At 64.6% G+C, this 26,423-nt stretch carries 16 protein-coding genes; 4 read left to right on the top strand and 12 right to left on the bottom strand.

Annotated elements, in window-relative coordinates; genetic code table 11:
- Positions 1-93: 93 nt before the first annotated feature.
- Positions 94-978, bottom strand: coding sequence for a Ku protein (locus WHZ77_RS07320; RefSeq protein ID WP_375313062.1), 885 nt, complete (start codon positions 976-978; stop codon positions 94-96).
- A gap of 118 nt (positions 979-1,096) precedes the next feature.
- On the opposite strand from WHZ77_RS07320, the gene ligD reads away from it, so the two are divergent.
- Positions 1,097-3,766, top strand: a complete 2,670-nt coding sequence (gene ligD / locus WHZ77_RS07325; protein ID WP_375313063.1) for a DNA ligase D — start codon at positions 1,097-1,099, stop codon at positions 3,764-3,766.
- Between the two features lie 121 nt (positions 3,767-3,887).
- Here ligD and WHZ77_RS07330 read toward each other — a convergent pair whose 3' ends face one another.
- A complete protein-coding gene (locus WHZ77_RS07330) occupies positions 3,888-4,052 on the bottom strand; it encodes a DUF3309 family protein (RefSeq protein ID WP_007595743.1) in 165 nt (54 codons plus the stop codon).
- A gap of 181 nt (positions 4,053-4,233) precedes the next feature.
- Between WHZ77_RS07330 and WHZ77_RS07335 the strand changes: the two genes are divergently transcribed.
- The gene (locus tag WHZ77_RS07335; RefSeq protein ID WP_375313064.1) at positions 4,234-4,551 is read left to right on the top strand and encodes a polyhydroxyalkanoic acid system family protein; all 318 of its coding nucleotides are present in this window, start codon (positions 4,234-4,236) and stop codon (positions 4,549-4,551) included.
- A gap of 3 nt (positions 4,552-4,554) precedes the next feature.
- On the opposite strand, the gene treY is transcribed toward WHZ77_RS07335, so the two are convergent.
- Genes treY through WHZ77_RS07365 form a run of 6 tightly spaced genes read right to left on the bottom strand, consistent with a single transcriptional unit; the run spans position 4,555 to position 18,560 of the window.
- Entirely contained in the window at positions 4,555-7,338 is a 2,784-nt protein-coding gene (gene treY / locus WHZ77_RS07340) for a malto-oligosyltrehalose synthase (protein WP_375313065.1), read from the bottom strand.
- A 1-nt stretch (position 7,339) separates the two neighbouring features.
- Positions 7,340-9,094: a malto-oligosyltrehalose trehalohydrolase gene (gene treZ / locus WHZ77_RS07345; RefSeq protein ID WP_375313066.1), complete on the bottom strand. Its 1,755-nt coding sequence runs from the start codon at positions 9,092-9,094 to the stop codon at positions 7,340-7,342.
- Complete coding sequence (gene glgX / locus WHZ77_RS07350; protein ID WP_375313067.1) at positions 9,091-11,169, bottom strand: glycogen debranching protein GlgX; 2,079 nt, start codon at positions 11,167-11,169, stop codon at positions 9,091-9,093. Before glgX ends, treZ begins: the two co-directional genes overlap by 4 nt.
- Before the next feature lie 3 nt (positions 11,170-11,172).
- The gene (glgB, locus tag WHZ77_RS07355; protein ID WP_375313068.1) at positions 11,173-13,320 is read right to left on the bottom strand and encodes a 1,4-alpha-glucan branching protein GlgB; all 2,148 of its coding nucleotides are present in this window, start codon (positions 13,318-13,320) and stop codon (positions 11,173-11,175) included.
- Positions 13,313-16,603: a maltose alpha-D-glucosyltransferase gene (gene treS, locus WHZ77_RS07360; RefSeq protein WP_375313069.1), complete on the bottom strand. Its 3,291-nt coding sequence runs from the start codon at positions 16,601-16,603 to the stop codon at positions 13,313-13,315. Before treS ends, glgB begins: the two co-directional genes overlap by 8 nt.
- Positions 16,604-16,613: 10 nt before the next feature.
- Entirely contained in the window at positions 16,614-18,560 is a 1,947-nt protein-coding gene (locus WHZ77_RS07365) for a maltotransferase domain-containing protein (protein WP_375313070.1), read from the bottom strand.
- A 204-nt stretch (positions 18,561-18,764) separates the two neighbouring features.
- Here WHZ77_RS07365 and malQ point away from each other — a divergent pair, with 204 nt between their 5' ends.
- The gene (malQ, locus tag WHZ77_RS07370; RefSeq protein WP_375313071.1) at positions 18,765-20,726 is read left to right on the top strand and encodes a 4-alpha-glucanotransferase; all 1,962 of its coding nucleotides are present in this window, start codon (positions 18,765-18,767) and stop codon (positions 20,724-20,726) included.
- A 45-nt stretch (positions 20,727-20,771) separates the two neighbouring features.
- Positions 20,772-22,574, top strand: a complete 1,803-nt coding sequence (locus WHZ77_RS07375) for a glycoside hydrolase family 15 protein (protein ID WP_375313072.1) — start codon at positions 20,772-20,774, stop codon at positions 22,572-22,574.
- Positions 22,575-22,780: 206 nt separating this feature from the next.
- Here the strand turns inward: WHZ77_RS07375 and WHZ77_RS07380 are convergent, their stop codons facing one another.
- Genes WHZ77_RS07380 through zwf form a run of 4 tightly spaced genes read right to left on the bottom strand, consistent with a single transcriptional unit; the run spans position 22,781 to position 26,397 of the window.
- On the bottom strand, positions 22,781-23,593 hold the full coding sequence (locus WHZ77_RS07380; RefSeq protein ID WP_375313073.1) for an HAD family hydrolase: 813 nt from the start codon (positions 23,591-23,593) through the stop codon (positions 22,781-22,783).
- A gap of 26 nt (positions 23,594-23,619) precedes the next feature.
- Complete coding sequence (locus tag WHZ77_RS07385) at positions 23,620-24,150, bottom strand: gluconokinase (RefSeq protein ID WP_375313074.1); 531 nt, start codon at positions 24,148-24,150, stop codon at positions 23,620-23,622.
- Entirely contained in the window at positions 24,137-24,886 is a 750-nt protein-coding gene (pgl, locus tag WHZ77_RS07390) for a 6-phosphogluconolactonase (protein WP_375314673.1), read from the bottom strand. Before pgl ends, WHZ77_RS07385 begins: the two co-directional genes overlap by 14 nt.
- On the bottom strand, positions 24,886-26,397 hold the full coding sequence (gene zwf / locus WHZ77_RS07395) for a glucose-6-phosphate dehydrogenase (RefSeq protein ID WP_375313075.1): 1,512 nt from the start codon (positions 26,395-26,397) through the stop codon (positions 24,886-24,888). The genes pgl and zwf overlap by 1 nt, the downstream gene beginning before the upstream one ends.
- Between the last annotated feature and the right edge of the window lie 26 nt (positions 26,398-26,423).

Raw genomic sequence — 26,423 nt, forward strand, 5'->3', positions numbered from 1 at the left:
CGTCAGCGCGAACCCGGAATCCATTTCTCCGACCGTCACGCTTGGCATGATGGATTCCGGGCTCGATGCTTCGCATTGCCCCGGAATGACGTGCTAGCTCGCCTTCCTCTGCCGCGCTGTCGAACGCTGCGTCTTCTTCGCCGCTCGCCGCCCGCCGGTGGCACGGCGCCCATGCGACTTCGCCGCGGTCTTCTTCCCCCCACCTCCCTTCAGGCTCTGCTTCAGCGCATCCATCAGGCTGACGACGTTGCTCGGCTTCTCGCCGCGCTCCGGCAGCTCGATGGTCTTGCCGCTCGCCTTGCGCTTCACCAGCGCCTTCAGCGCGGTCTCGTACTCGTCCTTGAATTTGCCGGGGTCGAAATGCGCGGCTTTGGTCTGCAGGATGTGACCGGCAAGCTCGACCATGTCCCTGGTGATCTTCGGCGTCTTGATGTCGTCGAAAAACTCGCCTTCGTCGCGCAGTTCATAGGGAAAGCGCAGCGTGGTGCCGAGCAGGCCCTTGCCGAGCGGCTCGATCGCCATGACATGCTCGCGGTTGGTGAGCACGATCTTGGCGAGCGCCACGCGCCCCTGGTCCTTCATGGCGTCGCGGATCACGGCAAAGGCGTCGATCGCGGCCTTGCCCTCCGGCGCGATGTAATAGGGGTTGTCGAGATAGCGCTGGTCGATCTCCTCGCTCGGCACGAAGCTTTCGATGTCGATGGTGTGGTTGCTCTCGATCTGCACCGCCTCGAGCTCTTCCGGCTCGATCTCGACATACTTGCCCTTGCGCAGCTCGTAGCCCCGACCCTTCTGGTCGCTCTCGACGACGTCGCCGGTCTCGGAATCAACCATCTGCTGCTTGAGACGGTTGCCGGTCTCGCGGTTGATCATGTGAAACCGTGTCTTGGCGGCCGCCGTGGTCGCAGGATAGAGTACGACCGGGCAACTCACCAGCGACAGCTTCAGCGTTCCCTTCCAATAGGCACGGGGGGCCATTTCATTCTCCAGTGATTTCAAGGCTTTTCAGGAACTCCAACCGGGCTCCGGGGTTTTGGTTCCGGCGCTAACGTCTGCCGTGATAGGCTCGAACGCCGAAGGACATGCGGGACCAATCGTGCTGCGAAAACTCTCCACCTACCGACAGAAGCGGGATTTCGAGAAGACGCCGGAGCCGTCCGGCAAGGCCGCCGTGGCGCCTTCCAGACAACGGCGATTCGTGATCCAGAAACACGATGCGACACGGCTGCACTACGATCTGCGACTGGAGTTCGACGGCGTCTTCAAGTCATGGGCGGTGACGAAGGGGCCCTCGCTCGATCCGCACGACAAGCGGCTGGCGGTGGAGGTCGAGGACCATCCGCTCGACTATGGCGATTTCGAAGGCACGATTCCCGAAGGGCAGTACGGCGGCGGCACGGTCATGCTGTGGGATCGCGGCACCTGGGAATCCGAGGATCCGGAAGCCGGCTTCAGGAAGGGTGATTTGAAGTTCACGCTGCACGGCGAGAAGTTGCACGGAAGCTGGGTGCTGGTTCGGATGCGCAACGACCGCACCGGTGGCAAGCGCACCAACTGGCTCCTGATCAAGCACCGCGACGAATTTGCCAGTGAGAGCGAGGACATTCTCAGCGAGGACAAGTCGGTGGCGTCGGGCCGCGCGATGGCGGAGATCGCCAAGGGGAAGGGCCGCGCGCCAAAGCCGTTCATGCTGGCAAAGGGCGCCACGACCAAGGCCGATGCAGTCTGGCAGTCGAACCGCGCGGAGGAGACCAAAGGGCGTACGGTCAAGGCTGCGCCGCGTACCACGTTGAAATCAGGCAAGGCCGCCAGGAAGAAAAAAGCGACGACTGCGACGAGGGCCAAAGAGGTCTCGGAGATGCCGGACTTCGTCGCGCCGCAGCTCTGCACGTTGGTTGAACGTCCGGCGTCGGGAGATGGCTGGTGCCATGAGATCAAGTTCGACGGGTACCGGGTGCAGCTCCGGATCGAGGATGGCAAGACCACTCTGAGGACGCGCAAGGGGCTCGACTGGACCGACAAGTTTGCCGCGATCGCGAAGGAAGCCGCCTCGTTGCCGGACGCGATGATCGACGGCGAGATCGTCGCGCTCGACCATAACGGCGCACCGAATTTTTCCTCGCTTCAGGCCGCGCTGTCGGACGGCAAGACCGAAGAGCTGATCTTCTTCGCTTTCGACCTTCTGTTCGCCGAGGGCGCCGATTGCCGCCGCCTGCCGCTCGGCGAGCGCAAGGAGCGTCTCAAAGCATTGCTGGAGGCGGGCAAGAGAACGGCAAGCCAGATTCGCTATGTCGAGCATTTCGAGAGCGGTGGCGAGGCGGTGCTGCAATCCGCCTGCAAGCTCGAGCTCGAAGGCATCGTCTCGAAGAAACAGGATGCGCCGTATCGCTCCGGCCGTACCGAGAGCTGGACCAAGGCAAAATGCCGCGCCGGACATGAGGTCGTGATCGGCGGCTGGAAGACCACGGCAGGAAAATTTCGCTCGCTGATGGCCGGCGTGCATCGCGGCGATCACCTCGCCTTTGTCGGCATGGTCGGCACCGGCTTTGGCGCCGACAAGGTCAAGCGTATCATGCCGTTCCTGAAGGAGGCCGCGTCGAGCGAGAGCCCGTTCGGCGGCAAGAATGCGCCGAAGAAGACCCGCGACGTGCATTGGCTCAAACCCGAGCTCGTTGCCGAGATCGAGTTCGCCGGCTTCACCGCCGATGGCAACATCCGCCAGGCCGCGTTCAAGGGCCTGCGGCAGGACAAGCCGGCAGAGGAGGTCGAGGCGGAGACGCCCGTCGATACCGCGCTTGCCAGGCCCTCGGCGCGAAAGCCTTTTTCGGCGAAGTCCAGACAACGCAAGGACGCCGGCGTCGCCGAGGTCATGGGCGTCGTGATTTCCAGGCCGGACAAGCAGCTGTGGCCGGACGCCGGTGACGGGGAAGGCGTGACAAAGCTCGATCTCGCCCGCTATTTCGAAGCGGTCGGCGACTGGATGATCGAGCACCTCAAAGGCCGTCCCTGCTCGATCCTGCGCGCGCCGGACGGCATCGGCGGCGAAAAATTCTTCCAGCGCCATGCCATGCAGGGCAGCTCGAACCTGCTCGAACTCGCCAAGGTCTCGGGCGATCGCAAGCCCTATTTGCAGATCGACCGCGTCGAGGGGCTTGCGGCGGTCGCACAGATCGGCGGCCTCGAGCTGCATCCCTGGAATTGCGCGCCGAATGCTTACGACACGCCCGGCCGGCTGGTGTTCGATCTCGATCCAGCGCCGGACGTCGATTTTGCCGGCGTCGTCGACGCGGCCAAACAGATGCGGCAGCGGTTGACCGAGCTGGGGATGGAGAGTTTCTGCAAGACCACCGGCGGCAAGGGGCTGCACGTGGTGGTGCCGTTGCTCCACGGCGTGCGCGACAGGGTCAGCTGGAAGGAAGCCAAGGCTTTCGCGCAAGGTGTCTGCCAGTGGATGGCGGATGACGAGCCCGAGCGCTACCTGCTCAACATGTCCAAGAAGCTGCGCAACGGGAAGATCTTCCTCGACTATCTGCGCAACGATCGGCTGTCGACGGCGGTGGCGCCGCTCTCGCCGCGTGCCCGCGATGGCGCGACGGTCTCGATGCCGGTGACCTGGGCACAAGTGAAGAGCGATCTCGATCCGAAGCGCTATACGGTGCGGACCGTGCCGGGCTTGCTGGCACGCGCGAAGGCGTGGGATGGCTATGACGATGCGGCCGCGTCGATCAAGGCGGCGATGAAGAAGCTAGCAGGGAAAAAGAAGTAGGGTGGGTTAGCCGAAGGCGTAACCCACCACCATCTGTCTCCGCGGGAACTAAAGAGGTGGGTTACGCCCTGCAGATGCGCTTCGCGCGTGTGCAGGTCTAACCCACCCTACGCGTCCGCCGCTAGATCCGTCCGAGCAACAGCAGGATCAGCAGGATGACGATGACCAGTCCGAGACCGCCGCCGCCGTAATAGCCGGTGCCGTAGAACGGGCCGCCGCCGATGCCGCTGAAGCCGCCGAGCAGGGCGATGACCAGGATAATCAGAATGATTGTACCGATAGACATGCGAATCTCCTCCAGCCCCTTTCTCCTGAAAGGGGAACATCTGTCCGTTGTGCCGAGGGCAACTTGCCGCAGGTTTGAAAGTTCCGTTTATGAAACACGACCGCAGGCGCTTGGCGCCTGGAACCTTTGCCTTTGCGGCCGACATAACTAGGTGAGTGTTCAGTCAATACAGGCAGGGATCATGTCAGCACCGCTAGTCGTCTCCATTCCGCATCGCCTTGGCCGCGACGAGGCGATGCGCCGGCTCAAGACCGGGCTCGGCCGCGCTGCCGCGAGCATTCCCGTGATGCAGGTCGAAGAGGAGCGCTGGGCGGGCGACACCATGAATTTTCGCATTCGCGCGATGGGCCAGATCGCGTCCGGTCAGGTCGACGTCGCCGACGACCACGTCAAGGTGCAGGTGGTGTTGCCGTGGCTGCTGCAGCGCTTTGCCGAGATGGCGCAGGCCACCATCCGCAAGCGTGGTCAACTGCTGCTGACCAAGGACGACGGAAAGTAGTCGTCAGGCGCGCTGGCGCTGCCGGGCAGGCCTGACGGCGCTCGCTGCGCGGGCCTCGATGACAACGGCAGGAAATTCGCGGAACGCCTGCGCCAGCGGCAGTTCGTTGCCCGCAAGTCCCCGCGCGGTGTAACCGGTGACGTCGACAGTTGCGTCGAAAACGTCCGGCGCCGGCCATTCCCGGCCCGCTTGCGTGAAAGGCGCGAACTGGCGTCCAACCATGACGATCGCTGCAGTCCGGCCGTGGCGGCGGGCAAAGGCAATGACATGGTCGGCGTGCGCGCCGCGCACTTCCAGAGGCTGGTAGTCGCCCTCGGCGAAGACATCAGGGAGCTCATTGCGCAGCTTGAGCAGGTGTCGCGTCCAGGCCAGCTTGAGCCGGCCGTCCGGCCAACGCTGGATCAAGTCGTGCCAATCCGGGGCGTCCTGCGGCAGCGCTGCGTGCCGCGCGGCGAAGTCCACCGGGCGGCGGTTGTCCGGGTCGACCAGCGACAGGTCCCAGAATTCGGTGCCCTGGTAGAAGTCGGGAACGCCCGGCAATGTCGCCTTGAGGGTGAGCTGGCTCAGCGAGTTCAACGCGCCGAGCAGCGCGACACGGCGCGCCAGCGTTTGGAGCGATTCAAGGAATTCACCTGACAACGCGGGATCGAGGATCTTCGCGATGAAGCTGTTGACGCCGTTCTCATAGGCTTCATGCGGATTGAGCCAGCTCGTCTCTTCCTTGCCCTCGCGCGCAGCTTTGAGCGCATAGGCCTGGATGCGTTCGACGAAACCGGCATCGGCCGGCTCTTCGAGCGGCCAGGCCCCAAGCAGGGTCTGGTAGAGCATGTATTCGAACGTCGCCGACGGTGCGCGCAGCTTGCCGTGCAGCGCCAGGTGCGGCGCATTCAGCATCTTCCAGCGCGAAACCGCGCTTGTCCACTCGCCGGGGATCTCGCTGAGCGCCGCGATCCGCGCGCGGGCGTCCTCGCCGCGCTTGGTGTCGTGGGTCGCGGTCGCCGTCATCCCTTGAGGCCACTCCCTGGCGCGGGCCTGCATGGCCTGATGGAAGGCGGGAATGGAGAGACCGGTGCTCGCGGGATCGCCGCCGACCTCGTTCAACGCGAGCAGCCGGTGGAACTGGTAGAATGCAGTGTCCTCCAGCGACTTCGCCATCATCGGCCCGGTGAACTGCTGCACTTTCAGGGCGAAGCGGCGCACGCGCGGCGCACTGTGCGGGGGGCGGCCGGGCTTGAGCAGGTCCATGGTCAGGGCGTCGCGCAGGAAGTCGAAAATGCCCTCGTCGGCCGCGAACCATTCCGCGCGGGCCCGCTCGATGGTGTCGTCGATCAGCTTGCGATCGAGGGCGGTCGGGTCGCTGTGCGTCAGGTAGGTGCGGTAGACCGGGAAATGCAGCACATAGAGCTCGAGCGCCTGCCGCAGGCTGTCGGCGGAGAAGTCTCGGGTCGAATAGTGCCCGTTGGCGATGCGCGCAAGCAGGCGCGTCAGCACGGTGAATTCGCTGGTCAGCAATGTCTCCAGCACGCGGCGCCTGGCGTCCTTCACATAGGGCGCGAGCCGTGGCGGACGGTTGCTGACCTGCCGCCAGGTCTCGTCCAGCGCCTCCAGCCCCTTGGCGTCGACCAGGACCTGGGTGATGTCGTTCATCCACTCGTAGCCGGTGGTGCCTTGCACGCCGGCGAAGTGCGGCAGGCGCTCGTGCTCGCACAGGATTTTTTCGATCACCGTGTAGAACGGCTTGGTGTTGCCCTGCGCATCGCGCACCAGACGGCGCAGCCGCTGGCAATATTGCGCGGGATCGCGCAGGCCGTCGATGTGGTCGAGACGAATGCCCTGCAGCCTGCCGTCGGCGACGAGCTGCTTCACCAGCCGGTGCGTCGCGGCGAACGTGCTTGCGTCCTCGACGCGCAGGCCCGCAAGACCGTTGACGTCGAAGAAGCGGCGATAGTTGATGTCGCTGGAGGCGAGCCGCCAGTGCCCGAGCTTGTAGTGCTGGCGCTCCAGTAGATGATGCAGCGTCAAGGTCTGTGCCGGGCGATCCTTGGCCGCGCGATAGGCGGCGAGGCCCCGTGCGATGATGTCGGCGCTGCCTGCGATCTCCTTCAGCTCGGCCTTGAAGCCGGGCGCCTCCTTGCGGTTGGGCCGGCGCAGCCCCGTGTAGCGCGCCGCGAGCGACAGCATGTGCTTGCCGGCTTCCGTTTCGGCGGCGTCCGCTTCCTTCACGATCATCCGCAGCAATTCGCCATAGCGCTCCGGCGCGATCGGCAGGCGATGCTCGAAATACCAGGCGGAAAAGCTGCCTTCGCCGGAATCGTAACGTAGCTCGATGTCGCCGCGCTCCAGCGCCTCGCCATAGGATGCGCCGAGGATCGGCAGCAGCACGCCGCCGCGGGCGCGGTAGGGCAGCAGATCCCAGTCGATGTCGAAGGAGACCGCGTGCGGCGAGGCTTGGCCCCATTCCAGCACGTCGAGCCACCAGGGATTGTCGGCAAAGTGCACGCCGACATGGTTCGGCACGAAATCGATGATGAGGCCGAGATCGTACTGCCTCAGCGCGTCGCTCAGCCGCGCGAAGCCAGCCTCGCCGCCGAGCTCGGGATTGAGCTGGCTGTGATCGACGGTATCGTAGCCATGCGTCGAACCCTTGCGGGCCTTCATCACCGGCGAGGTGTAGAGATGCGTGATCCCGAGCGCTTTCAGATAGGGCACCACCGCGGCCGCCTTGTCGAAGTCGAAATCCGCGGTGAGCTGAAGCCGGTAGGTCGCAAGAGGAATGGCAGAAGGCATGCTAGCCTCCGAGATGCCAGAGCACCGACCACGGCGGAAGCCGGTCGCCGCTCGCGTCGCCCCAGATCGGTGTGCCTGCGTCGCTGCTCGAATGCGTGATCTCGCTGTCCGACAGATTGGCGACGAGGCGCAGCGTCGCGCCGTCCGCCATACGCCAATGCGCGGTCAACAGGCCGTTGTCCGCCGCCGCGGCGTCGCCGAAGGTGGCGCCTCTCAGCCGCGGTGCGATCTCCTTGCGGCGAAGTGCCAGCAGGTTACGCACCAGCGCGAGTCGCGCATCCTGCTCCGGGGTACGGCCGGCCCAGTCGAGCACGGCCGATTGCGGCGTCGCGGGGGCGAGCGGGTCGGGGACCTCGTCGCCGTATTTCTCATAGGCCCAGTCATATTCCTGCCTGCGCCCCTTGCGCACGGCATCGGCAAGGCCGCCCTGGAAATCGCAGAAGAACGGGAACGGCGCTTTGGAGCCCCACTCCTCGCCCTGAAACAGCATCGGCACCATCGGCGCAAGCAGCGTCACCGCGAGCGCCGCCTCGATCTGCCGCGGCGATGCCAGGCTTTCGAGCCGGTCGCCGAGCGGGCGGTTGCCGATCTGGTCGTGGTTTTGCAGGAAGTTGACGAAGGTCGCCGGAGGCAGCTCGCCGCTCGCCTCACCGCGCGGCTTTTTGCCCCAGAATTCCGAGATCTCGCCCTGATAGACGAAGCCTGACGCCAGCGCGCGGGCAAGGTCCATGCGCGGCGTCTGGTAGTCGGCGTAATAGCCGGCGAGCTCGCCGGTCAGCATCACATGCCAGGCGTGATGGTAGTCATCGTTCCACTGCGCTCGGTACTTCCCGTTCGGCGGATCCTGTGCGGCGTCGAGCAGAGCGGCGCGATTGTCGCCGTTCTCCAGCACGAGATGGATGTGGCGTCCCGTTGCCTTGGCAAGCTCGCCGACGGCGGCGCTGAGATCGTGCAGCATCGACTGCTCGCCGGGAAGTGCCAGGATGTGGTTGGCGGCATCCAGCCGCAGTCCGTCGAAGCGGTAGTCGGTCAGCCAGGACAGAGCGTTCTCGATCGCGAAGGCGCGGACCTGCGGCACGCGATAGTCGATGGCGCTGCCCCAGGGCGTGTGTGCGTCGGTGAAGAAGGTCGGCGCATAGCGGCCGAGATAATTTCCTTCGGGCCCGAAATGATTGTAGACGACATCGAGAAACACCATCAGCCCGCGCAGATGCGCTTCGTCGATCAGCGCCTTCAGGTCTTCAGGGCGGCCATAGGCGCTGTCGGGCGCATACCACAACACGCCGTCATAGCCCCAGCCGCGGCGGCCGGCGAAATCGGCCAACGGCATCAATTCCAACGCGGTAATGCCGGTTGCGACGAGATGATCGAGCTTGTCGATCATGGCGCGATAGGTGCCTTCCGCCGTGAAGGTGCCGACATGGGTCTCGATCAGCACCGTCTCTTCCCAGGGCCGGCCGCGCCAATCCTTCGCGCGCCACGCGAAAGCGTCGTGATCGATCACCTCGCTCGGACCGAACACGTCGTCGGGCTGGAACGCCGATGCCGGATCGGGCACGTCGATCTCGTCGTCGATCCTGAATTTGTAGGGACTGTTGACCGGCAGGTTCGCAATGTCGGCGACATACCAGCCATCCTGCCGGCGCTGCATCGCGTGCCGTCTGTCGAGCAGCAGATCGACGCGCCGGGCGCCGGGCGCCCACAGCCGGAACGACACGCCGTCCTTCGTTGGCCTCGCCCCGAAGGATGGCCTCATAGCGCCCCCGCGAAAGCGAGCACGGAACGCGGCGGCGCCTTGCTGTCGCTTCCGGGCAGGAAATCAACGCTGTTCAGCTTGGCATCGGTCGTGTTCAGGATCTGCTGCCAGCTCTTGTATTCGGTCAGTTTCGGCAATTTGAATGCGATCTCTTCAGGGGCGGCGTTCAGTACGATAAAGATTGCGGCGCTCCCCGGTTCCATCGGCCCCATCACGTAGGAGAGGAACCGCCCCTCCGGGAATTTCCAATCGTTCTCCGTCATCTCGTCACCGGCGGGCGTCAGCCACAGCGCACCGTAGGAGATGCCATCCTTGGGGCGGCCGTCGAGCCAGCGATGGCTGCGAAGCTGCGAGAAGCGGCGGCGGATGTCGGCGAGACCGGTGACGAAATCGACCATGTCGTCGCCTTCCTTGCCGAGATTGTCCCAGCCGACCCAGCCGACCTCGTTGTCCTGGCAATAGGCGTTGTTGTTGCCGGATTGCGAATTGCCGACCTCGTCGCCGGCGAGGATCAGCGGAATGCCTTGCGCCAGCATCAGGCAGGCCAGCACGTTCTTGCGAAGCTGCCGGCGCAACCCGATGATCTGGGGATCGTCGGTCGGGCCTTCGACACCACAATTGTTGCTGTGGTTGTCGCTGGAGCCGTCGCGATTGTCCTCGCCGTTGGCTTCGTTGTGCTTCTCGTTGTAGCTGAAGAGATCGGCGAGCGTGAAACCGTCGTGCACCGTGATGTGGTTGATGCTGGCGCGCGGCCGCCGTCCGTCATGGTTGAACAGATCGGACGATGCCGTCATGCGGCTGGAGATATCGCCGATCAGGCTGCCTTCGCCGCTCCAGTAGCGGCGCATCGCGCTGCGATAGCGGTCGTTCCACTCCGACCATTGCGAAGGAAACGCGCCGACCTGGTAGCCGCCGAGGCCGAGATCCCAGGGCTCGGCCACGAGCTTGACGGTGGCCAGCACCGGATCCTGCCGGATCGCGGTCAGGAACGAGATGCCGCGATCATAGCCGTTCGGTCCACGCGCGAGCGTAGTGGCGAGGTCGAAGCGGAAGCCGTCGACATGGCAGACCTCGACCCAGTAACGCAGCGAATCCATCACCATCTGCAGCACGCGCGGATGGGTGAGGTTCACCGACGAGCCGCAGCCGGTGAAGTCGTCGTAATAGCGCGGGTTGTCGCGGTTGAGCCAGTAATAGGAGGCGTTGTCGATGCCGCGATAGCACAGCGTCGGGCCGAGGTGATTGCCCTCGGCGGTGTGGTTGTAGACGACGTCGAGCATCACCTCGATGCCGGCATCGTGCAGGCGCGCGACCGTGGTGCGGAAGGAATCGAGCGCATTGTCCTGGGCGTAACGCGCCTCGGGCGCGAAAAAAGACAGCGTGTTGTAGCCCCAGTAATTGGCGAGCTTCTTCTCGACCAGGATGCGATCGTCGACGAAGGCGTGGATGGGCAGGAGCTCGACCGTGGTGACGCCGAGCTTCTTCAGATGCTCGATCATCGCCGGCGACGACAGTCCGCCATAGGTGCCGCGCAAATTCGGCGGTACGTCGTCGCGCTTCTGCGTCAGGCCCTTGACGTGGGCCTCGTAGATGATGGTGTCTTCCCAGGGGATATTGGGCCGGATCTCGCGGCGGCCCCAGTTGAAAGTCTCGTCGACGACGACGCCCTTCGGCATGCCGCGCGCGTTGTCGCGCCGGTCGAACGACAAATCCTCGCGCGGGCTTCCGGTGCGGTAAGCGAAATGTGCGTCGCTCCAGACCAGCCGGCCCGCAAGCCGCTTGGCATAGGGGTCGAGCAGCAGCTTGTTGGCGTTGAAGCGGTGGCCGTGCTCGGGCTCGTAGGGGCCGTGCACGCGATAGCCGTAGAGCTGGCCCGGCGAAACGTCGTTGAGATAGCCGTGCCAGACGTCCTCGGTGCGTTCGGGCAGCTCAATGCGCTCGAGCTCGCGCCGGCCCTGGCCGTCGAACAGGCATAGCTCGACCTTCTGCGCATTCGCGGAGAACAGCGCGAAATTGGTGCCGCGTCCGTCCCAGCTTGCACCGAGGCGTGCGGGCGATCCGGCAGTCAGGCGCATCGGTCAGCTTTCCGGAACGAGGAAGATCGCGGCGAGAGGCGGAATGGTGAGGCGAAGCTCGGGCGGCTTGCCATCAACGGCATGCACCTCGCCGATGTTCCCGACATTGGTGCCGCCATAATGGGCGGAGTCCGAATTGAAGACCTCTTTCCACCTGCCGGCAAACGGGACAGGGATGCTATAGTTGCGATAGACGTTGGGCGAGAAGTTGACGATGACGAGGCAGCGCGCGTGCGCGTCGATCCCCTTGCGCAGCCAGGCGAACACGTTGCGGTTGGCATCGTCCGTGACCAGCCATTCGAAACCGGCCTGGTCGCAATCCATCTGGTGCAGCGCCGGCACGGCGCGATAGACCCGGTTGAGATCGCGGATCAGCGACTGAATGCCGGAGTGGTTCTCGTATTCGAGCAGGTGCCAGTCGAGCGACTGGTCGTGATTCCATTCGCGGCTCTGCGCGATTTCCGCGCCCATGAACAACAGCTTCTTGCCGGGGTGGCCGAACATGAAGCTGTAATAGGCGCGCAAATTCGCGAAGCGCTGCCATTCGTCGCCGGGCATGCGGCCGAGAATCGAGCGTTTGCCGTGCACGACCTCGTCATGCGACAGCGGCAGGATGAAGTTCTCGGAGAAGGCGTAGTGCAGGCCGAACAGGATGTCGCCGTGATGATGCTTGCGGTGGATTGGATCCTTGCTGATGTAGTTCAACGTGTCGTGCATCCAGCCCATGTTCCACTTGTAGCCGAAGCCGAGCCCGCCGAATTCGACTGGGCGGGAGACCTGCGGCCACGCGGTGGATTCCTCCGCCGCCGTCGTCGCCTGCGGGAAGCGCGCAAACAGCTCGGTGTTGACGCGGCGCAGGAACGCGATCGCCTCGATGTTTTCCCGGCCGCCATACTGGTTCGGAATCCAGGCCCCGGGCGGCCGGCTGTAGTCGAGATAGAGCATGGATGCCACCGCGTCGACGCGAAGGCCGTCGATGGCGTAGCGCTCCAGCCAGAACAGCGCATTCGACACCAGGAAGTTCGTCACTTCGGTGCGGCCGTAATTGTAGATCAGCGTGCCCCAGTCGAGATGGCGGCCCTGCAGCGGGTTGGCGTGCTCGTAGAGCGAAGTGCCGTCAAAGCTGCCGAGCCCGTGCGGATCGTCCGGGAAGTGACCGGGCACCCAGTCGAGCAGCACGCCGACGCCCTCGCGGTGGCAGGCATCGACCAGCGCGGCGAAATCCTCCGGCGTGCCGAAGCGACTGGTCGGCGCATAGAGGCCGGTCGGCTGATAACCCCAGGAGCCGTCGAACGGATGCTCGCTGACGGGCAGGAATTCCAGATGGGTGAACCCCATGTCGCGGGCATAGGCCGGCAATTGTTCGGCGAGTTCGCGATAGGTCAGCCATTCGCCGCCGTTCTTGCGCCGCCAGGAGCCGAGATGGACCTCGTAGATCGACATCGGCGCAGACAGCGCGTTGATGCCGTCGGGCGACGGACGCGGACGCGGCAGATGTGCCTCGTCGAAGACGATGGAGGCCGTCTTCGGGCGGACCTCGCTCGCGAACGCCATCGGATCGGATTTCTGCGGAAGCTGATGGCCGTGCGGCCCGATGATGTCGAACTTGTAGTGGTCGCCGGCCTTGGCGTGCGGGATGAACAATTCCCAATAGCCGTTGCCGCGCACCCGCATCGGATGGCGCCGCGCGTCCCAGAAATTGAAATCGCCGACCACCGACACGCGCCGCGCATTCGGTGCCAGCACCACGAAGCCGATGCCCTCGACGCTGTCGAGCGTCATCGGATGCGCGCCGAGCTTGTCATAGAGGCGCTGATGAGTGCCTTCGCCGAGCAGATAGAGATCGAAGTCGGTCAGGATCGGCGGAAAGCGGTAGGCGTCCTCGAGCTCGACCAATTTGTCGCCGAACCTGGCGCGGAGCTGGTAGCGCTTCGAGCCGTTGGGCAGGGCGCCGATGAACAGGCCGGCGTCGTGGACGCGATCGAGCCGCGCAACCTCGCCATGCTCGCCGACCGCTTCGACGTTCGATGCCTCCGGTAGGAAGGCACGCACAACGCTCGTGCCGCCTTCGGGATGCAGCCCGAGATAATGGAAGGGATCGGAGTGGCGGCCCTCGATGATCGCGTAGGCCTCGGCGGGCAGTTTAGGCATGAGCTTCGCTCTCGGCTCGGGACAGGATGCGAAGCAGGTCGGTCAGCGGCGCATGGAGCCCCTCCGGCCGGTGGGACAGCTCGTACTCTACTTCGTCGAAGGCTCGATCAAGCAGGAAAAACCTTAACAGGCCATCCGCGGACTGGCGGTCTTTCGGCCACAGCCGCCGGTCGGTCATGGCCTCGCGATAGGCCGACAGGAAGGTCGCGGTGGCGCGTTCTCGCCATTCGCCGAGCGCCGCCGCGAGCCGGCCCTGCTCGTCGCCGCCCGAGAGCGCACGGTTAAGCGCAGCGTTAACCGAAAGATCAATCGAGCGGATCAGGCCGGCGACATCGCGCGCGGCAGGCAGCTTGCGCCGCTTGTCGGCCAAAGGCAGACGCGGATCGCCGTCGAAGTCGATGATGAAGATATCGTCCTTCACGATCAGAGTTTGCCCGAGGCGGAAGTCGCCATGATGACGAATGTTCAACCCGCCGATGTCCGATGGCAAGAGCGCATTCAGCTGGTCCGGCAGCGTCGCGCGCATTGCGGCGAGCCGGTCGACCAACGGCCGCTCGCCCTCGTGCCCGGCGGCGCGGCTGTCGGCGAGCCGCTCGAAAACCCGCTCGGCGCGGGCCTTGAGGTCCGCGGTCCAGCGCCTGACGTGGGCGGAGCCGGTCGGCTCCGGCGCGAGATCGTCGGGCCTTGCGGCGGCCAGAGCGACATGCAGCTCGGCAAGCCGTCGGCCGATCTGCGCCATGAAGTGCAGATAGGGCGCCTGCTCCTGGGTCTCGCGCGGCATCTCGCCCGGCGGCAGCACCCGCTGCTCGTCGACATAGCGGTCGAGATAACCGGCGGTGACGGCCCAGCCGTCGCCCTGGTTCTCGACATAGGCATGCAGCACGCCGAGCGCGCTGCGGCTGTCGTCGTCGACCAGCTCGACGCTGCCGAGCAGCGCAGGCGTGTTGGCAAAGCGGGCGACCTCGGTGAGGTAGCGGCCGATCTCGATCTCGGGACTGATGCCACTGTCGAGCTTGCGATAGAGCTTGGCAACGTACTGGTTGTCGACCAGCGCGGTGCTGTTCGACTGCTCGACCGCGCGGATGCGCTCGGGTTCCTTGATGGTGTAATCGGCGAACCGGCTGGTGGCCTTGAAATCCAGCCGCAGATTGTTCTCTTCCACCACCAGGTTCTGAGACAGATTGCGGAGGAACAGGCCGATGAAGATCTGGTCGGTCGCGACGTCGAGCAGCGTGCCCTCGCGCGCGCCCTGGCGCACGGCGGCGAGCGCCTTCGGGTTGAAGCGTTCGCGGTCGAAGCGCACCCATTCGATCTGCATCGGCAGCACGTAGCGCGTCGTGACGTCGTGCTGCGCCGTCTCGAAGAACGCGATCCAGGGCCTGTTGTCGCCGATGTCGCAGAACGGCACCGCCGAGAGCAGCGTTGGCTTGATATGCTTGGGATTGTGCTCGGGATACCAGCGCGTCCGCGACAGGAATCCCGGCAGCACCTCGTGCTCGAACACGCCGCGCTCACGCGCCAGCGACACCCAGGTCGAATTCACCGGCACCACCAGGGTCTCGAATTCCGGCACCGCGCGCGGCGTCACCGGTTCGGACTTGTCGCGCTCTTGGAGCTGGAACCAGTAGAAGCCGTAGGGGCCGAGCGTGATCATGTAGGGCAATTCGCCGATCGGCGGGAAGCGCGTGCGGCCGAGCATCTCCTGCGGGATGCGGTCCTTCCACGGCGACAGGTCAAGCTCGGTCGCCTGCGCCGCGCGCGAGAGGTTGGCGACGCAGAGGATCACTTCGTCGCGATATTGCCGGACATAGGCCAGCACGGAGCGGTTGGCGGGGCGAATGAAGGTCATGGTGCCACGGCCGAAGGCGAGCGTGGACTTGCGCACCGAGATCAGCCGCTTGGTGGCGCTCAGCAGCGAGGACAGGCTGCGCGACTGCGCTTCCACATTGACCGATTCATAGCCGTAGACGGGATCCATGATCAGCGGCGCATAGAGGCGGGCCGGGTCGCAGCGCGAAAAGCCGCCATTGCGGTCCGGGCTCCACTGCATCGGCGTGCGCACGCCGTTGCGGTCGCCGAGATAGATGTTGTCGCCCATGCCGATCTCGTCGCCGTAATAGATGATCGGCGTGCCCGGGAACGACAGCAGCAGCGAGTTCATCAGCTCGATCTTGCGGCGGTCGTTGTCCATCAACGGCGCGAGGCGCCGGCGGATGCCGACATTGATGCGGGCGCGCGGATCGTTGGCGTAGGTGGTCCAGAGATAGTCGCGCTCGACGTCGGTCACCATCTCCAGCGTCAGCTCGTCATGGTTGCGCAGGAACAGCGCCCATTGGCAGCTCGCCGGAATGTCCGGCGTCTGGCGCAGGATGTCGGTGATCGGGAAACGGTCCTCCTGCGCGATCGCCATGTATATGCGTGGCATCAGCGGGAAGTGATAGGCCATGTGGCACTCGTCGCCACCGCCGAAATATTCCTGCACGTCCTCCGGCCATTGATTGGCCTCGGCCAGCAACAGCTTGCCCTTCGAGTAGGAATCCAGTTCCTGGCGCAGCCGCTTGATGATCGCGTGCGTCTCCGGAAGGTTCTCGTTCGAGGTGCCCTCGCGCTCGCAGAGATAGGGAATGGCGTCCAGCCGGAAGCCGTCGACGCCGGCGTCCAGCCAGCGCTTCATCACCTGGATCAGCGCGCTGACGACGCGCGGATTGTCGAAATTGAGATCCGGCTGATGCGAGAAGAAGCGGTGCCAGTAGAACGCGCCGGCCTCGTGATCCCAGGTCCAGTTCGACTTTTCGGTGTCGGTGAAGATGATCCGCGTGCCCTGGTATTTCTGGTCGGTGTCGCTCCAGACATACCAGTTGCGGGCGCTCGAGCCTGCCGGGCTGCGGCGCGCGCGCTTGAACCAATTGTGCTGGTCCGAGGTGTGGTTGACGACGAGCTCGGTGATGACGCGCAGGCCGCGCTTCTGCGCTTCCTGGATGAAGCGCTTGAAGTCCTTCATGGTCCCGAAATCGGGATTGATCGAGCCATAGTCGCCGATGTCGTAGCCGTCGTCACGGCCGGGCGAGGGATAGAACGGCAGCAACCACAGCGCGGTGACGCCGAGTTCCTGCAGATAGGGCAGCTTCTCGGTCAGGCCGGCGAAATCGCCGATGCCGTCATTGTTGCTGTCGGCAAAAGCCTTGACGTGGAGCTGGTAGATGATGGCGTCCTTGTACCACAGCTCATCCACGATTTCGGCAGCCTCAGCCTTCTTGGTGTCGACGGAAGACAATACATTCATGGCGTGATCCTTACGCCAGGCAGCGGAACAAGAGCGCCGGATCGCGGTCGGGATCGATGCGCAATTTGATCCCGCCCCATTCGATGCGGGACTGTTCGCCTGTCAGGAGATTTTCGAGTGCCGTGACGGGGCGGCGCTCGCCGCCGGCGTCGATGGTGAGGTCGCCGAGCGGCAGCCACAATTCGCGCCCATGGCGCGAGAGCGCGACGACCGCGACGACGGTATTGGCCGGATCGACCGCCTCCTTGGCGAAGGCGATCGTTTCGCCGTCTTCGAGGCCAAGAAAGCGCAGGTTCGCGGTCTGCCCAAGCGCGGCGTTGTCGTTGCGGATGCGGTTCATCTTCGTGATGTAAGCTTTGATATTGCCCGGCTTGTCCCAGTCGCACTGCTTGATCTGGTACTTCTCGGAATCCTGATATTCTTCGCTGCCGGGGATCGCCTCGTGCTCCAGCAGCTCGAATCCACTGTAGATGCCGTAATTGCCCGATAGCGTCGCCGCCAGCGCGACACGCGACTTGAACGCCCAGGCTTCGCCGCTCTGGAGATGATAGGGCAGCAGGTCAGGCGTGTTGACGAACAGGTTCGGGCGATAGAAGTCCCGCTCGGGATAACGCGTCAGCTCGCCAAAATATTGCTCCAGCTCCCACTTCGCCGTGCGCCAGGGGAAATAGCTGAAGGACTGCGCGAAGCCGAGCTTGGCGAGGCCCTTCATCAGCTTGGGGCGTGCGAACGTCTTGGAGAACAGGATGACCTCGGGATGCCGGCGGCGGATGTCGGTGATCAGCCAGTCCCAGAACGGAAGTGGCGCGGTGTCGTGATTGTCGATCGCGAAGATGGTCACGCCATGGTCGATCCAGAACAGCATGGCGTCGCGAAAAGCATTCCACAGCCCGGCTCGATCGACGGATGTAAAATCGGGAATGACGATGTCCGAATAGGGGCCATCCGCCGTCCGCACCGAGCGGTCCGGCCGCCACTTGAACCATTCCGGATGCTGCGTCAGCCAGGGGTGATCCGGCGAGCACTGCACGGCGAAATCGAGTGCGAGCTCGAGGCCGTATTCGAGACAGGTCGCGACCAGCGCGCGGAAATCCTCGATGGTACCGAGCTCCGGATGCAGCGCATCGTGCCCGCCTTCAGCCGAGCCGATCGCATAGGGCGAACCCGGATCGCCCTCGCTGGCCACCGGCGCATTGTTGCGGCCCTTGCGACGGGTCTTGCCGATCGGGTGGATCGGCGTGAAGTAGAGCACGTCAAAGCCCATCGCGGCGATATCGGGCACGCGCGCGATGCAGTCGCGCAGCGTGCCGTGCTGGCCGGGAATGCGGCTCTGGCTGCGCGGCATCATCTGATACCATGCGCCAAAGCGCGCTCTGTCGCGGTCGATGATCAGCGCGAAGCTTTGCGAGCGGGTCAGGTCGGGGCGCGACTGGCTCTCGGCCATGGCTGCGCCGAGCTCGGTCGCAAGCAGCGGCGCGACCTCACCAGTCTGAAGAAAATCCTCGCATTGCCTGACGATGACAGCCGCAGCGTCCTGACGCGCGCCATGCGCCTTGGTCAAGAGGCCGGCGCCCTCGATCGCATCGAGGCTGACATCCGCACCGGTCTGCTGCTTGCGCGCGACGCTGTGCGACCAAGTGGCAAATTCGTCGGTCCAGGCTTCGATGGCGTAGACATATCGGCCGGGCTCAACGGGTGTGAACGCGCCGGACCAGCGGTCATTGCCGTGAGGGATCATCGGCTCGCTCCGCCATTCACGCTCCTGCTCTCCTCGCCAGATCAGCGCCGCGCCGATCACGGCGTCGCCGTCTCGGTAGATGTCGGCCCAGACCTCGACGGGTTCGGCAGCGATCCGCTTCACGGCAAAGCGGCCGCCGTCGATCGACGGATAGATGTCTTCGATGAGGAAAGCGCTGCCGGCTGCGGCGCTCTCGACAGTTTGAATTGTCTTGTTCACGGTGATGCCATTGACAAGAAAGCAGGAGCCCGTTTCCCTTGCCGGGAACCTACGCTTGATACCTATATAGAAAGCCGCTTGTGTGTCATTGGTTCCCGTGGGAACGGCAGGCGCGGTTTGCGAGTTGACCCAGACTAACCTCTTCCGCGACCTCTAGAAATCGTTTCCCCCCGGTCAGATAATGGCCTGCAAGCTGCGTGCCGAATGGATCTTTTAGCTCAAGCCCAGATCATGGGCGTTCAGTCCGAATTCGTCGATGCCCTCGGAAAGCTGCGGGTCACCGATCCCGTGGCCCTCAAATCCATCCTCGATGCCCTGCCGGAGAAGCGGGTTTATCGCTTCGTCCAGGGGCCGGTGGTGGTGCGTGCCCTGAGGCACGCGCGCACCGAGCTGGCGGCCGCCGGCGCGCCGCCGCTCAAATGGACCATCACCGGCAACGCAAAGGTGATCGCGCAAGGCGAGACGCGCGAGCCCGTGATCGCCTGGCCGGCCGACCTGCCGCTCGGCTATCACCGGCTGATCCTGACCGATGCCGAAGGCGTGACAGAGGAGGTGCCGATGATCGTGGCACCCGAGCGCGCTTTCGGCGGCGATTTCGACCGCGGCTGGCTGCTCGCCGTGCAGCTCTACAGCATCCGTTCGGATCGCAATTGGGGGATCGGCGATTTCACCGATCTGGCCGGACTCGTCCGGCTCGCCAAGCAGCTCGGCGCCGACGGCGTCGGGCTCAATCCGCTGCATGTCCTGTTCGACAATCATCCGGCCGATTGCAGTCCCTATTCGCCGAACAGCCGGCTGTTCCTCAATCCGCTCTACATCGACGTCGAGGCTATCCCCGAATTCTCAGCAGACCTCGTACCGGACGCCACGGCGATCGCAATGCGGCTGCGCCAAGGCGATCGTGTCCCCTACGCCGACATGGCGGCGCTGAAATGGCGGGCCTTGCGCGCCGCCTTTGACGCTTTCGTGACAAAGGCGAGTGGCGTCCGCCGCAATCAGTTCGACGCCTTCCGCGCCGACCGCGCGCCGCTGCTGTCCCGCTTTGCCTGCTTCGAGGTGCTGCGGCATCGTTTCGTGTCGCCGTGGTGGGAATGGCCGGTGGAATGGCAGCAGCCGGACGACACCAAATATACGGAGCTGCGCAAGGGTCCAGACAAGCGCGAGGTCGAGTTCGTCGAATTCGTGCAATGGACGGCCGACAGCCAGTTGCATGCAGCCAGGGAGCTTGCGAGCCAGCTCGGCATGCGGGTCGGGCTGTATCTCGACGTTGCCGTCGGCGTGCAATCCAACGGCTTCGATGCCTGGAACGAGCAGATCGCGATCTCGCGCCATCTCGCGGTCGGCGCGCCGCCCGACGTGCTCAACACCGCCGGTCAGGACTGGGGTCTCGCCGGCTTCAATGCCGGCGGCCTGGAAGCGCAGTCCTTCGTGCCTTTCGCCGATATGCTGGCGGCCTCGATGCGTCATGCCGGCGCCATCCGGATCGATCATGTCCTCGGGCTGAAGCGGCTTTATCTGGTGCCGCGCGGCTTCAAGCCCGACAACGGCGCCTATGTGCAGATGCCGTTCGAGGCGCTGCTGGCGGCCATCGCGCGCGAGAGCGTGGCGCACAAGTGCATCGTGATCGGCGAGGACCTCGGCACCGTGCCGGAAGGTTTCCGCGAGACCATGCAGGATTTCGGCATCTGGTCCTACCTCGTCATGATGTTCGAGCGCGACGAAGCCGGACATTTCCGCAACTCCGACTTCTACCGGCCCAACGCGCTGGTGACGCTGAACACGCACGATCTGTGCACCTATGCGGGCTGGCGTTCCTTCAGCGATCTCAAGGTCAAGCTCTCGCTCGGGCTCGATCCCGGCGAGAACGATCAGGCGCGCTGGGATGCGCTCGGCATGCTCGACGAGATCCTGCGCCAGAACGGCATCACCGCCAACGACCTCTATTCGGTGCTCGCCTTCCTGTCGCGCACGCCGTCGCGGCTGCTGGCGGTATCGCTGGAGGATCTGCTCGGCGTGCTCGACCAGCCCAATATTCCCGGCACGATCGACGAGCATCCGAACTGGCGCCAGCGGCTGCCTGTCGCGCTCGACAAGATCGCCGCGAAGGTCGATCTCGTGGCTTTGAAGGCGGCGACGCGGGAACGTTCCTTGATCGGCGGGAGTTGACCCGTCGGGATTTTTCAGGCTCGCAAGACTGAGGCTCGCAAAACATTGTCTCAGAAAATCGAGGACTATGCGCTGATCGGCGACTGCGAGACCGCGGCGCTGGTCGGGCGCAACGGGTCGATCGACTGGCTGTGCTGGCCCGCCTTCGATTCCGACGCCTGCTTTGCCGCGATCCTCGGGACGCACAAGAACGGCCGCTGGCTAATCGCACCGGGCGAAGACATCACAGCGATCTCACGCCGCTATCTCGGCAACACCCTGATCCTCGAAACGCGCTTTGAAACCAACAGCGGCACCATTGCGCTGATCGACTTCATGCCGCCGCGCGGCAAGGCCTCCGATATCGTCCGGCTGGTGCGCGGCGTCAGCGGCACGGTCAAGATGCGAATGGAGCTTGTCATCCGCTTTGGCTTCGGCGTGGACATTCCCTGGGTGCGGCGGATCGACCATTCCCTGCTGGCGGTCGCCGGTCCGGACATGACGGTGCTGCGGACGCCGGTGGAGACCCGAGGCGAGGACCTGACCACGGTCGCCGACTTCGAGGTGAAGGCGGGCGAGACCGTGACGTTCGTGCTGACCTACGGCCCCTCGCATCTCGACCCGCCCGATTCGATCGATCCCGAGATCGCGCTGCAGGAGACCGAAAAATTCTGGCAGGAGTGGTGCAGCCGCTGCACGAGGGACGGCGAGTATCACGATCTCATCCTGCGCTCGCTGATCACGCTGAAAGCGCTGACCTTTGCCCCGACCGGCGGCATCGTCGCCGCGCCGACAACGTCCCTGCCGGAAAAGCTCGGCGGCGCCAGGAACTGGGATTACCGCTTCTGCTGGCTGCGCGATGCCACCTTCACGCTGCTGGCGTTGATGAACTCCGGTTATACCGAGGAAGCCCTGGCCTGGCACAATTGGCTGCTGCGCGCGGCGGCCGGTGCGCCGGCGGACATGCAGATCATGTACGGCATCTGGGGCCAGCGGCGGCTGCTGGAATGGGAGGCCGGCTGGCTCGACGGTTATGAGGGCGCGCAGCCGGTGCGCGTCGGCAATGCCGCGCATGCGCAGCTTCAGCTCGACGTTTATGGCGAGCTGATCGACGCCTTCCACCAGTCACGCATGGCCAAGCTCAAGCTCGACGACGAAGCGACTTGGGCGCTGGAATGCGCCGTGATCGATCATCTCGCCGAAGTCTGGGACCAGCCCGACCACGGCATTTGGGAGCGGCGCGGCCAGCCGCGGCACTATGTCTTCTCCAAGGTCATGACCTGGGTCGCCTTCGACCGCGGCATCAAGAGCGCCGAAACCTTTGGCTTCAAGGCGCCGCTGCTGCACTGGCGTGCTTTGCGCGAGGCCATTCACCGCGACGTGTGCAACATGGGATTTGACACGCAGGAGAATGCGTTCGTCGAGTCCTACGGCTCGAAGCTGCTCGATGCCAGCGTGCTGCTGCTTCCGGCAGTCGGTTTTCTGCCCGCAGACGATCCGCGCATCCGCGGCACCATCGCCGCCGTCGAAAGGCACCTGATACGCGACGGCTTTGTGCTGCGCCACGATCCGCGCGAAGTGTCTGAGGAGACCCAGCCGATCGAAGGCGCGTTCCTGGCGTGCAGCCTGTGGCTCGCCGATGCCTACGTGCTGGCCGGCAATCTCGACAAGGCGCAAGTGCTGCTCGATCGCGTCGTCGGCATCGCGAACGATGTAGGGCTGCTCGCAGAGGAATATGATTCGGGCGCTCGCCGTCAGACCGGCAATTTCCCGCAGGCCCTGACCCATATCGCGCTGATCAACACCGCGCACAATCTGTCGGCGGCAAGGCAGGAGTGCGACAAGCCGGCCGTGCAGCGGTCGAAGTAGTGAACGCCTTGGCTGCATCACCAGCGGAGGTGCGCCCCCCTCCCGCTTGCGGGGGGAGGGCTGGGGTGGGGGGTGTCTCCGCGGGCGAGAGCCCCCGAGAGGAGAGAAATCCTCAACCCGCGGCTACGCGGCGACCTCTCCCGCGAGCTTGCGGGAGAGGTTAGAGAGCTCGGGGCCCGACCAACCAACTCAAAGCCAATTCGGTCCTACCTCACCCCATTCCGCTTCAGGATCATCTCCATCGCCTCGGCAAAACCATCCTGCTCGTTGCTCCCTGTGACATGCGTCGCCTGGTCCTTGACGCTGTCGGTGGCGTTGCCCATGGCGATCGAGGTGCCGCCGACGCGGAACATCGCGAGGTCGTTCTGCATGTCGCCGATGGTGGCGACCGCGTCGGTGGCGATCCCCAGGCGTTTTGCCATTGCCTGCACGAACGTGCCCTTGTCGAAGCCGGGCGGGGTGATGTCGAGATAATAGGTCTGCGAACGAACTGCAGTGGCCTCGCTGCCGAGCGCCTCCTGCATCGCCTTCTCGCAAGCCTCGAGCCCGGCGGCATCGGCGCTGGCGCCCACGATCTTGCAGGCGCTGGCGAGGTACGGCGAGAAGTCCGTTACGATAGTCGGCTCGGACCGGATCGTGTGCTGCTCATGGGGGACGTATTTGCCGCTGGCGTTGTCGACCAGCCATTTGTCTGTGGTGAAGAGCCAGATGTCGGCGCCGAATTCGCGCAGGATCTGCAGGGACCGCTCGGCCGCGCTCGCGGGAATCAGATGCTGCTCGACCGGGTTCATCTCGGGATCGACGATCGAAGAGCCGTTGAACGGACCGACCGGCAGCCACAGCGCCAGCGGCTCGATCAGGAAGCGCATGCCGATCGCGGGCCGGCTGGAGGTGATGGTGAAGCCGATGCCGGCCTGATGCAGCCGCTGTACCGCGCCCCTCGCGCGGTCGGTCAGAATCTTGTCCTTGGTCAGCAGCGTGCCGTCGACGTCGGAGACGACCAGTGAGATTTTCGTCATGGCAGGACCTTCCGGGTTTCGCGGCCTCAGCGTTTCGCCCCGCTCAGTTTCAATTGCCGCACCACGCCGTCCACGATCGCCTCGACGGATTCGTCGATCGAGACGGTGATGACGTGCTCGCTCGCCTCGGGCGGCTCCAGCGTGCTGAACTGGCTGGTCAAAAGACCGGGCGGCATGAAATGGCCCTTGCGGTGCGCGAGCCGTTCCGCGATCAGCTCCTTGGTGCCCGTCAGGAAGACGAAGCGGACGTCGTCGCGTCCACGCAAAAGCACGTCCCGATAGGTGTGCTTCAGTGCCGAGCAGGCGATGATGACGCGCTCGCCTCTGTCGCAGACCCGCGCGATCTCGTCGGCGATGGCGTTGAGCCACGGCCAGCGGTCCTCGTCGGTCAGCGGATGGCCGGCCCGCATCTTCTCGACATTGCTGGCGGGGTGAAAGCTGTCGCCGTCCTCGAACCGCCAGCCGAGCCGCTCGCCCAGCGCCTCCGCAACCGTGCTCTTGCCCGAGCCCGACACGCCCATCACGATCAACGCACAAGGTGCTTCAACGCGGCCCACGAATTCCCTCCGGAAGCGCGGCTTGGTCGACAAGCCAGACGGTCTCACCATTCGAGCGCGCGCGTAAGGCGGGCAACCTCTCGCCATTGAGCAGGCGCGTCAAGATCGGCTGCTTGTCATGCCCGGCAATCTCGAGCAGCATTTCGTGGCACGAGGCCAGAGCGGGCAGCGTAAGCGAGACCCGCGGCACGAACGGCGCCACATTGGCCTGGGGCACGCCGACAACCCAGCGCTCGGTCTCTTCGATTGCGGGATAGCCCGGGAAGAGCGAGGCGGTGTGGCCGTCCGGGCCGGCGCCCATCAAAACCATGTCGAACAGCGGTCGTGCCGGATCGAGGCTTTCAGCGCCATAGAAGGCTTGCAGCTCGCGCGCATAGGCTTGCGCGCTCTGATCCGGATTTTCAGCCGTGGTCGGAATCGGGTGGATATGGCCGGGCGGCGCGCTGCGATCGAGAAAGATCGCGCGGGCGACCGCCATGTTGTTGAGGGGATCGCTCTCGGTCACGAAACGCTCGTCGCCGATGAACCAGTGCACGCGGTCCCACGGGATCCTGTCGCGCCAGGAATCGCTGCCGAGCAACTGATAGAGCTTCTTCGGGCTGGAGCCTCCGGTGAGGCAGATCGCGATTCGTCCGGGATTGGCCGCGATCCGCGCCATCACGCGCTCGGCTGCGGCCTGCGCCAGCGCCTCGGCGTCGGCCGAGACGATCAGCTTCGGCTGGCCGGCCGTTGCCATCACGAAAATTTCCGCCAGCTTCGCCCGTCGCGCCGCAGCAACTCGTCGGCGCATTTCGGGCCGTCGCTGCCGGCTTCATAGGTCTCGATGCCGTTGGTGCCTTCACTCTTCCAGGCGTCCAGGAACGGCTGCACCGCCTGCCATCCGGCCTCGACGCCGTCGGCGCGCTGGAACAGGATGTTGTCGCCAATCATGCAGTCGTAGATCAGCGTCTCGTAGCCGGTCGAGGGATCGGCCCGGAAATAATCACCGTAGCGGAACTTCATCTCGACGCCGTCGATGGTGATGCTCGGTCCCGGAATCTTGGCGTTGAACTGCAGCTCGATGGTCTCGGTCGGCGCGATGCCGATGGTCAGGAAATTCTGCGACAGGCGGTCGATGTCCGTGCCCGAAAACATCGACAGCGGCGCCTGCTTGAACTTGATCGCCACTTCCGTGCGCTTGTGGCCGAGCGCCTTGCCGGTGCGCAAGTAGAAGGGCACACCGGCCCAGCGCCAATTGTCGATCATCAGTTTCAGTGCGACAAAGGTCTCGGTGGTGCTGCCGGGCTTGACCTCTGCGGTCTTGCGATAGTCCGGGATGTCGTCGTCGCCGATCTGGCCGGCGAGATATTGCGCGCGCACTGAATTTCTCAGCGCTTCTTCCCGGCTGGGCTGCTGGATCGCCGAGAGCACATCGGCCTTTTCGGAGCGCACGGAATGGGCATCGAATCGGGTCGGCGGCTCCATCGCGACCAGCGACATCAGCTGGAACAGATGGTTCGGCACCATGTCGCGCAGCGCGCCGGTGGCGTCGTAGAAGCCGCCGCGATGGCCGACGCCGAGCTTCTCCTCCACCGTGATCTGGATGTGGTCGATATGGTTGCGATTCCAGATCGGCTCGAACATGCCGTTGGCAAAGCGCAGCACAAGGATGTTCTGCACCGTCTCCTTGCCGAGATAGTGATCGATCCGGTAGATCTGGTGCTCGGTCATGATGTTCAGCAGCTCGGCGTTCAGCGCCCGCGCCGAGGCGAGGTCGGTGCCGAACGGCTTTTCGATCACCAGTCGCCGCCAGGACCCATTCTCCTTCATCAGGCCGGTGCGGCCGAGCTCGCGCGCGGTCGGAGCGAACGCGGCCGGGGGCGTTGCCAGATAGTACAGCCGGTTGCCTCCCGTGCCCTGCGAGCACTCGAGCGTATCGAGATGCTCGCGCAGGCGATCGAACGACGGAGGGTCCTTCGGGTCGGCCTCGACGAAGGTCACGCATTGCAGCAGCTGCTTGGCGACGACATCATCAACCGGCCTCGTTGCGAACTCGCGCAGGCCCTTCATCAGGCTGTCGCGCAACTCGTCGTCCGACTGGCCCTTGCGGGCGACGCCGACGACGCAGAATTTTTCCGGCAACAGGTCTTCTGCGGCGAGGTTGTACAACGAGGGCATCACGAGGCGGTGAGTGAGATCACCGGTGACACCGAAAATGACGAAGGCGCAATTTTCCGGCTTGGGCTTGGGCTGCGGGTCTTTTGTCACGAACGATTGGCCTTCGCTTTGTTACG

Source organism: Bradyrhizobium sp. A5 (genome assembly GCF_042076515.1).
Lineage (GTDB): Bacteria > Pseudomonadota > Alphaproteobacteria > Rhizobiales > Xanthobacteraceae > Bradyrhizobium > Bradyrhizobium cosmicum.

Coding starts and splice junctions, on each gene's coding strand:
- WHZ77_RS07320 (WP_375313062.1), bottom strand. CDS start 978: ATGGCCCCCCGTGCCTATTGGAAGGGAACGCTGAAGCTGTCGCTGGTG.
- WHZ77_RS07330 (WP_007595743.1), bottom strand. CDS start 4,052: ATGTCTATCGGTACAATCATTCTGATTATCCTGGTCATCGCCCTGCTC.
- WHZ77_RS07335 (WP_375313064.1), top strand. CDS start 4,234: ATGTCAGCACCGCTAGTCGTCTCCATTCCGCATCGCCTTGGCCGCGAC.
- treY (WP_375313065.1), bottom strand. CDS start 7,338: ATGCCTTCTGCCATTCCTCTTGCGACCTACCGGCTTCAGCTCACCGCG.
- treZ (WP_375313066.1), bottom strand. CDS start 9,094: ATGAGGCCATCCTTCGGGGCGAGGCCAACGAAGGACGGCGTGTCGTTC.
- glgX (WP_375313067.1), bottom strand. CDS start 11,169: ATGCGCCTGACTGCCGGATCGCCCGCACGCCTCGGTGCAAGCTGGGAC.
- glgB (WP_375313068.1), bottom strand. CDS start 13,320: ATGCCTAAACTGCCCGCCGAGGCCTACGCGATCATCGAGGGCCGCCAC.
- treS (WP_375313069.1), bottom strand. CDS start 16,603: ATGAATGTATTGTCTTCCGTCGACACCAAGAAGGCTGAGGCTGCCGAA.
- malQ (WP_375313071.1), top strand. CDS start 18,765: ATGGATCTTTTAGCTCAAGCCCAGATCATGGGCGTTCAGTCCGAATTC.
- WHZ77_RS07380 (WP_375313073.1), bottom strand. CDS start 23,593: ATGACGAAAATCTCACTGGTCGTCTCCGACGTCGACGGCACGCTGCTG.
- pgl (WP_375314673.1), bottom strand. CDS start 24,886: ATGGCAACGGCCGGCCAGCCGAAGCTGATCGTCTCGGCCGACGCCGAG.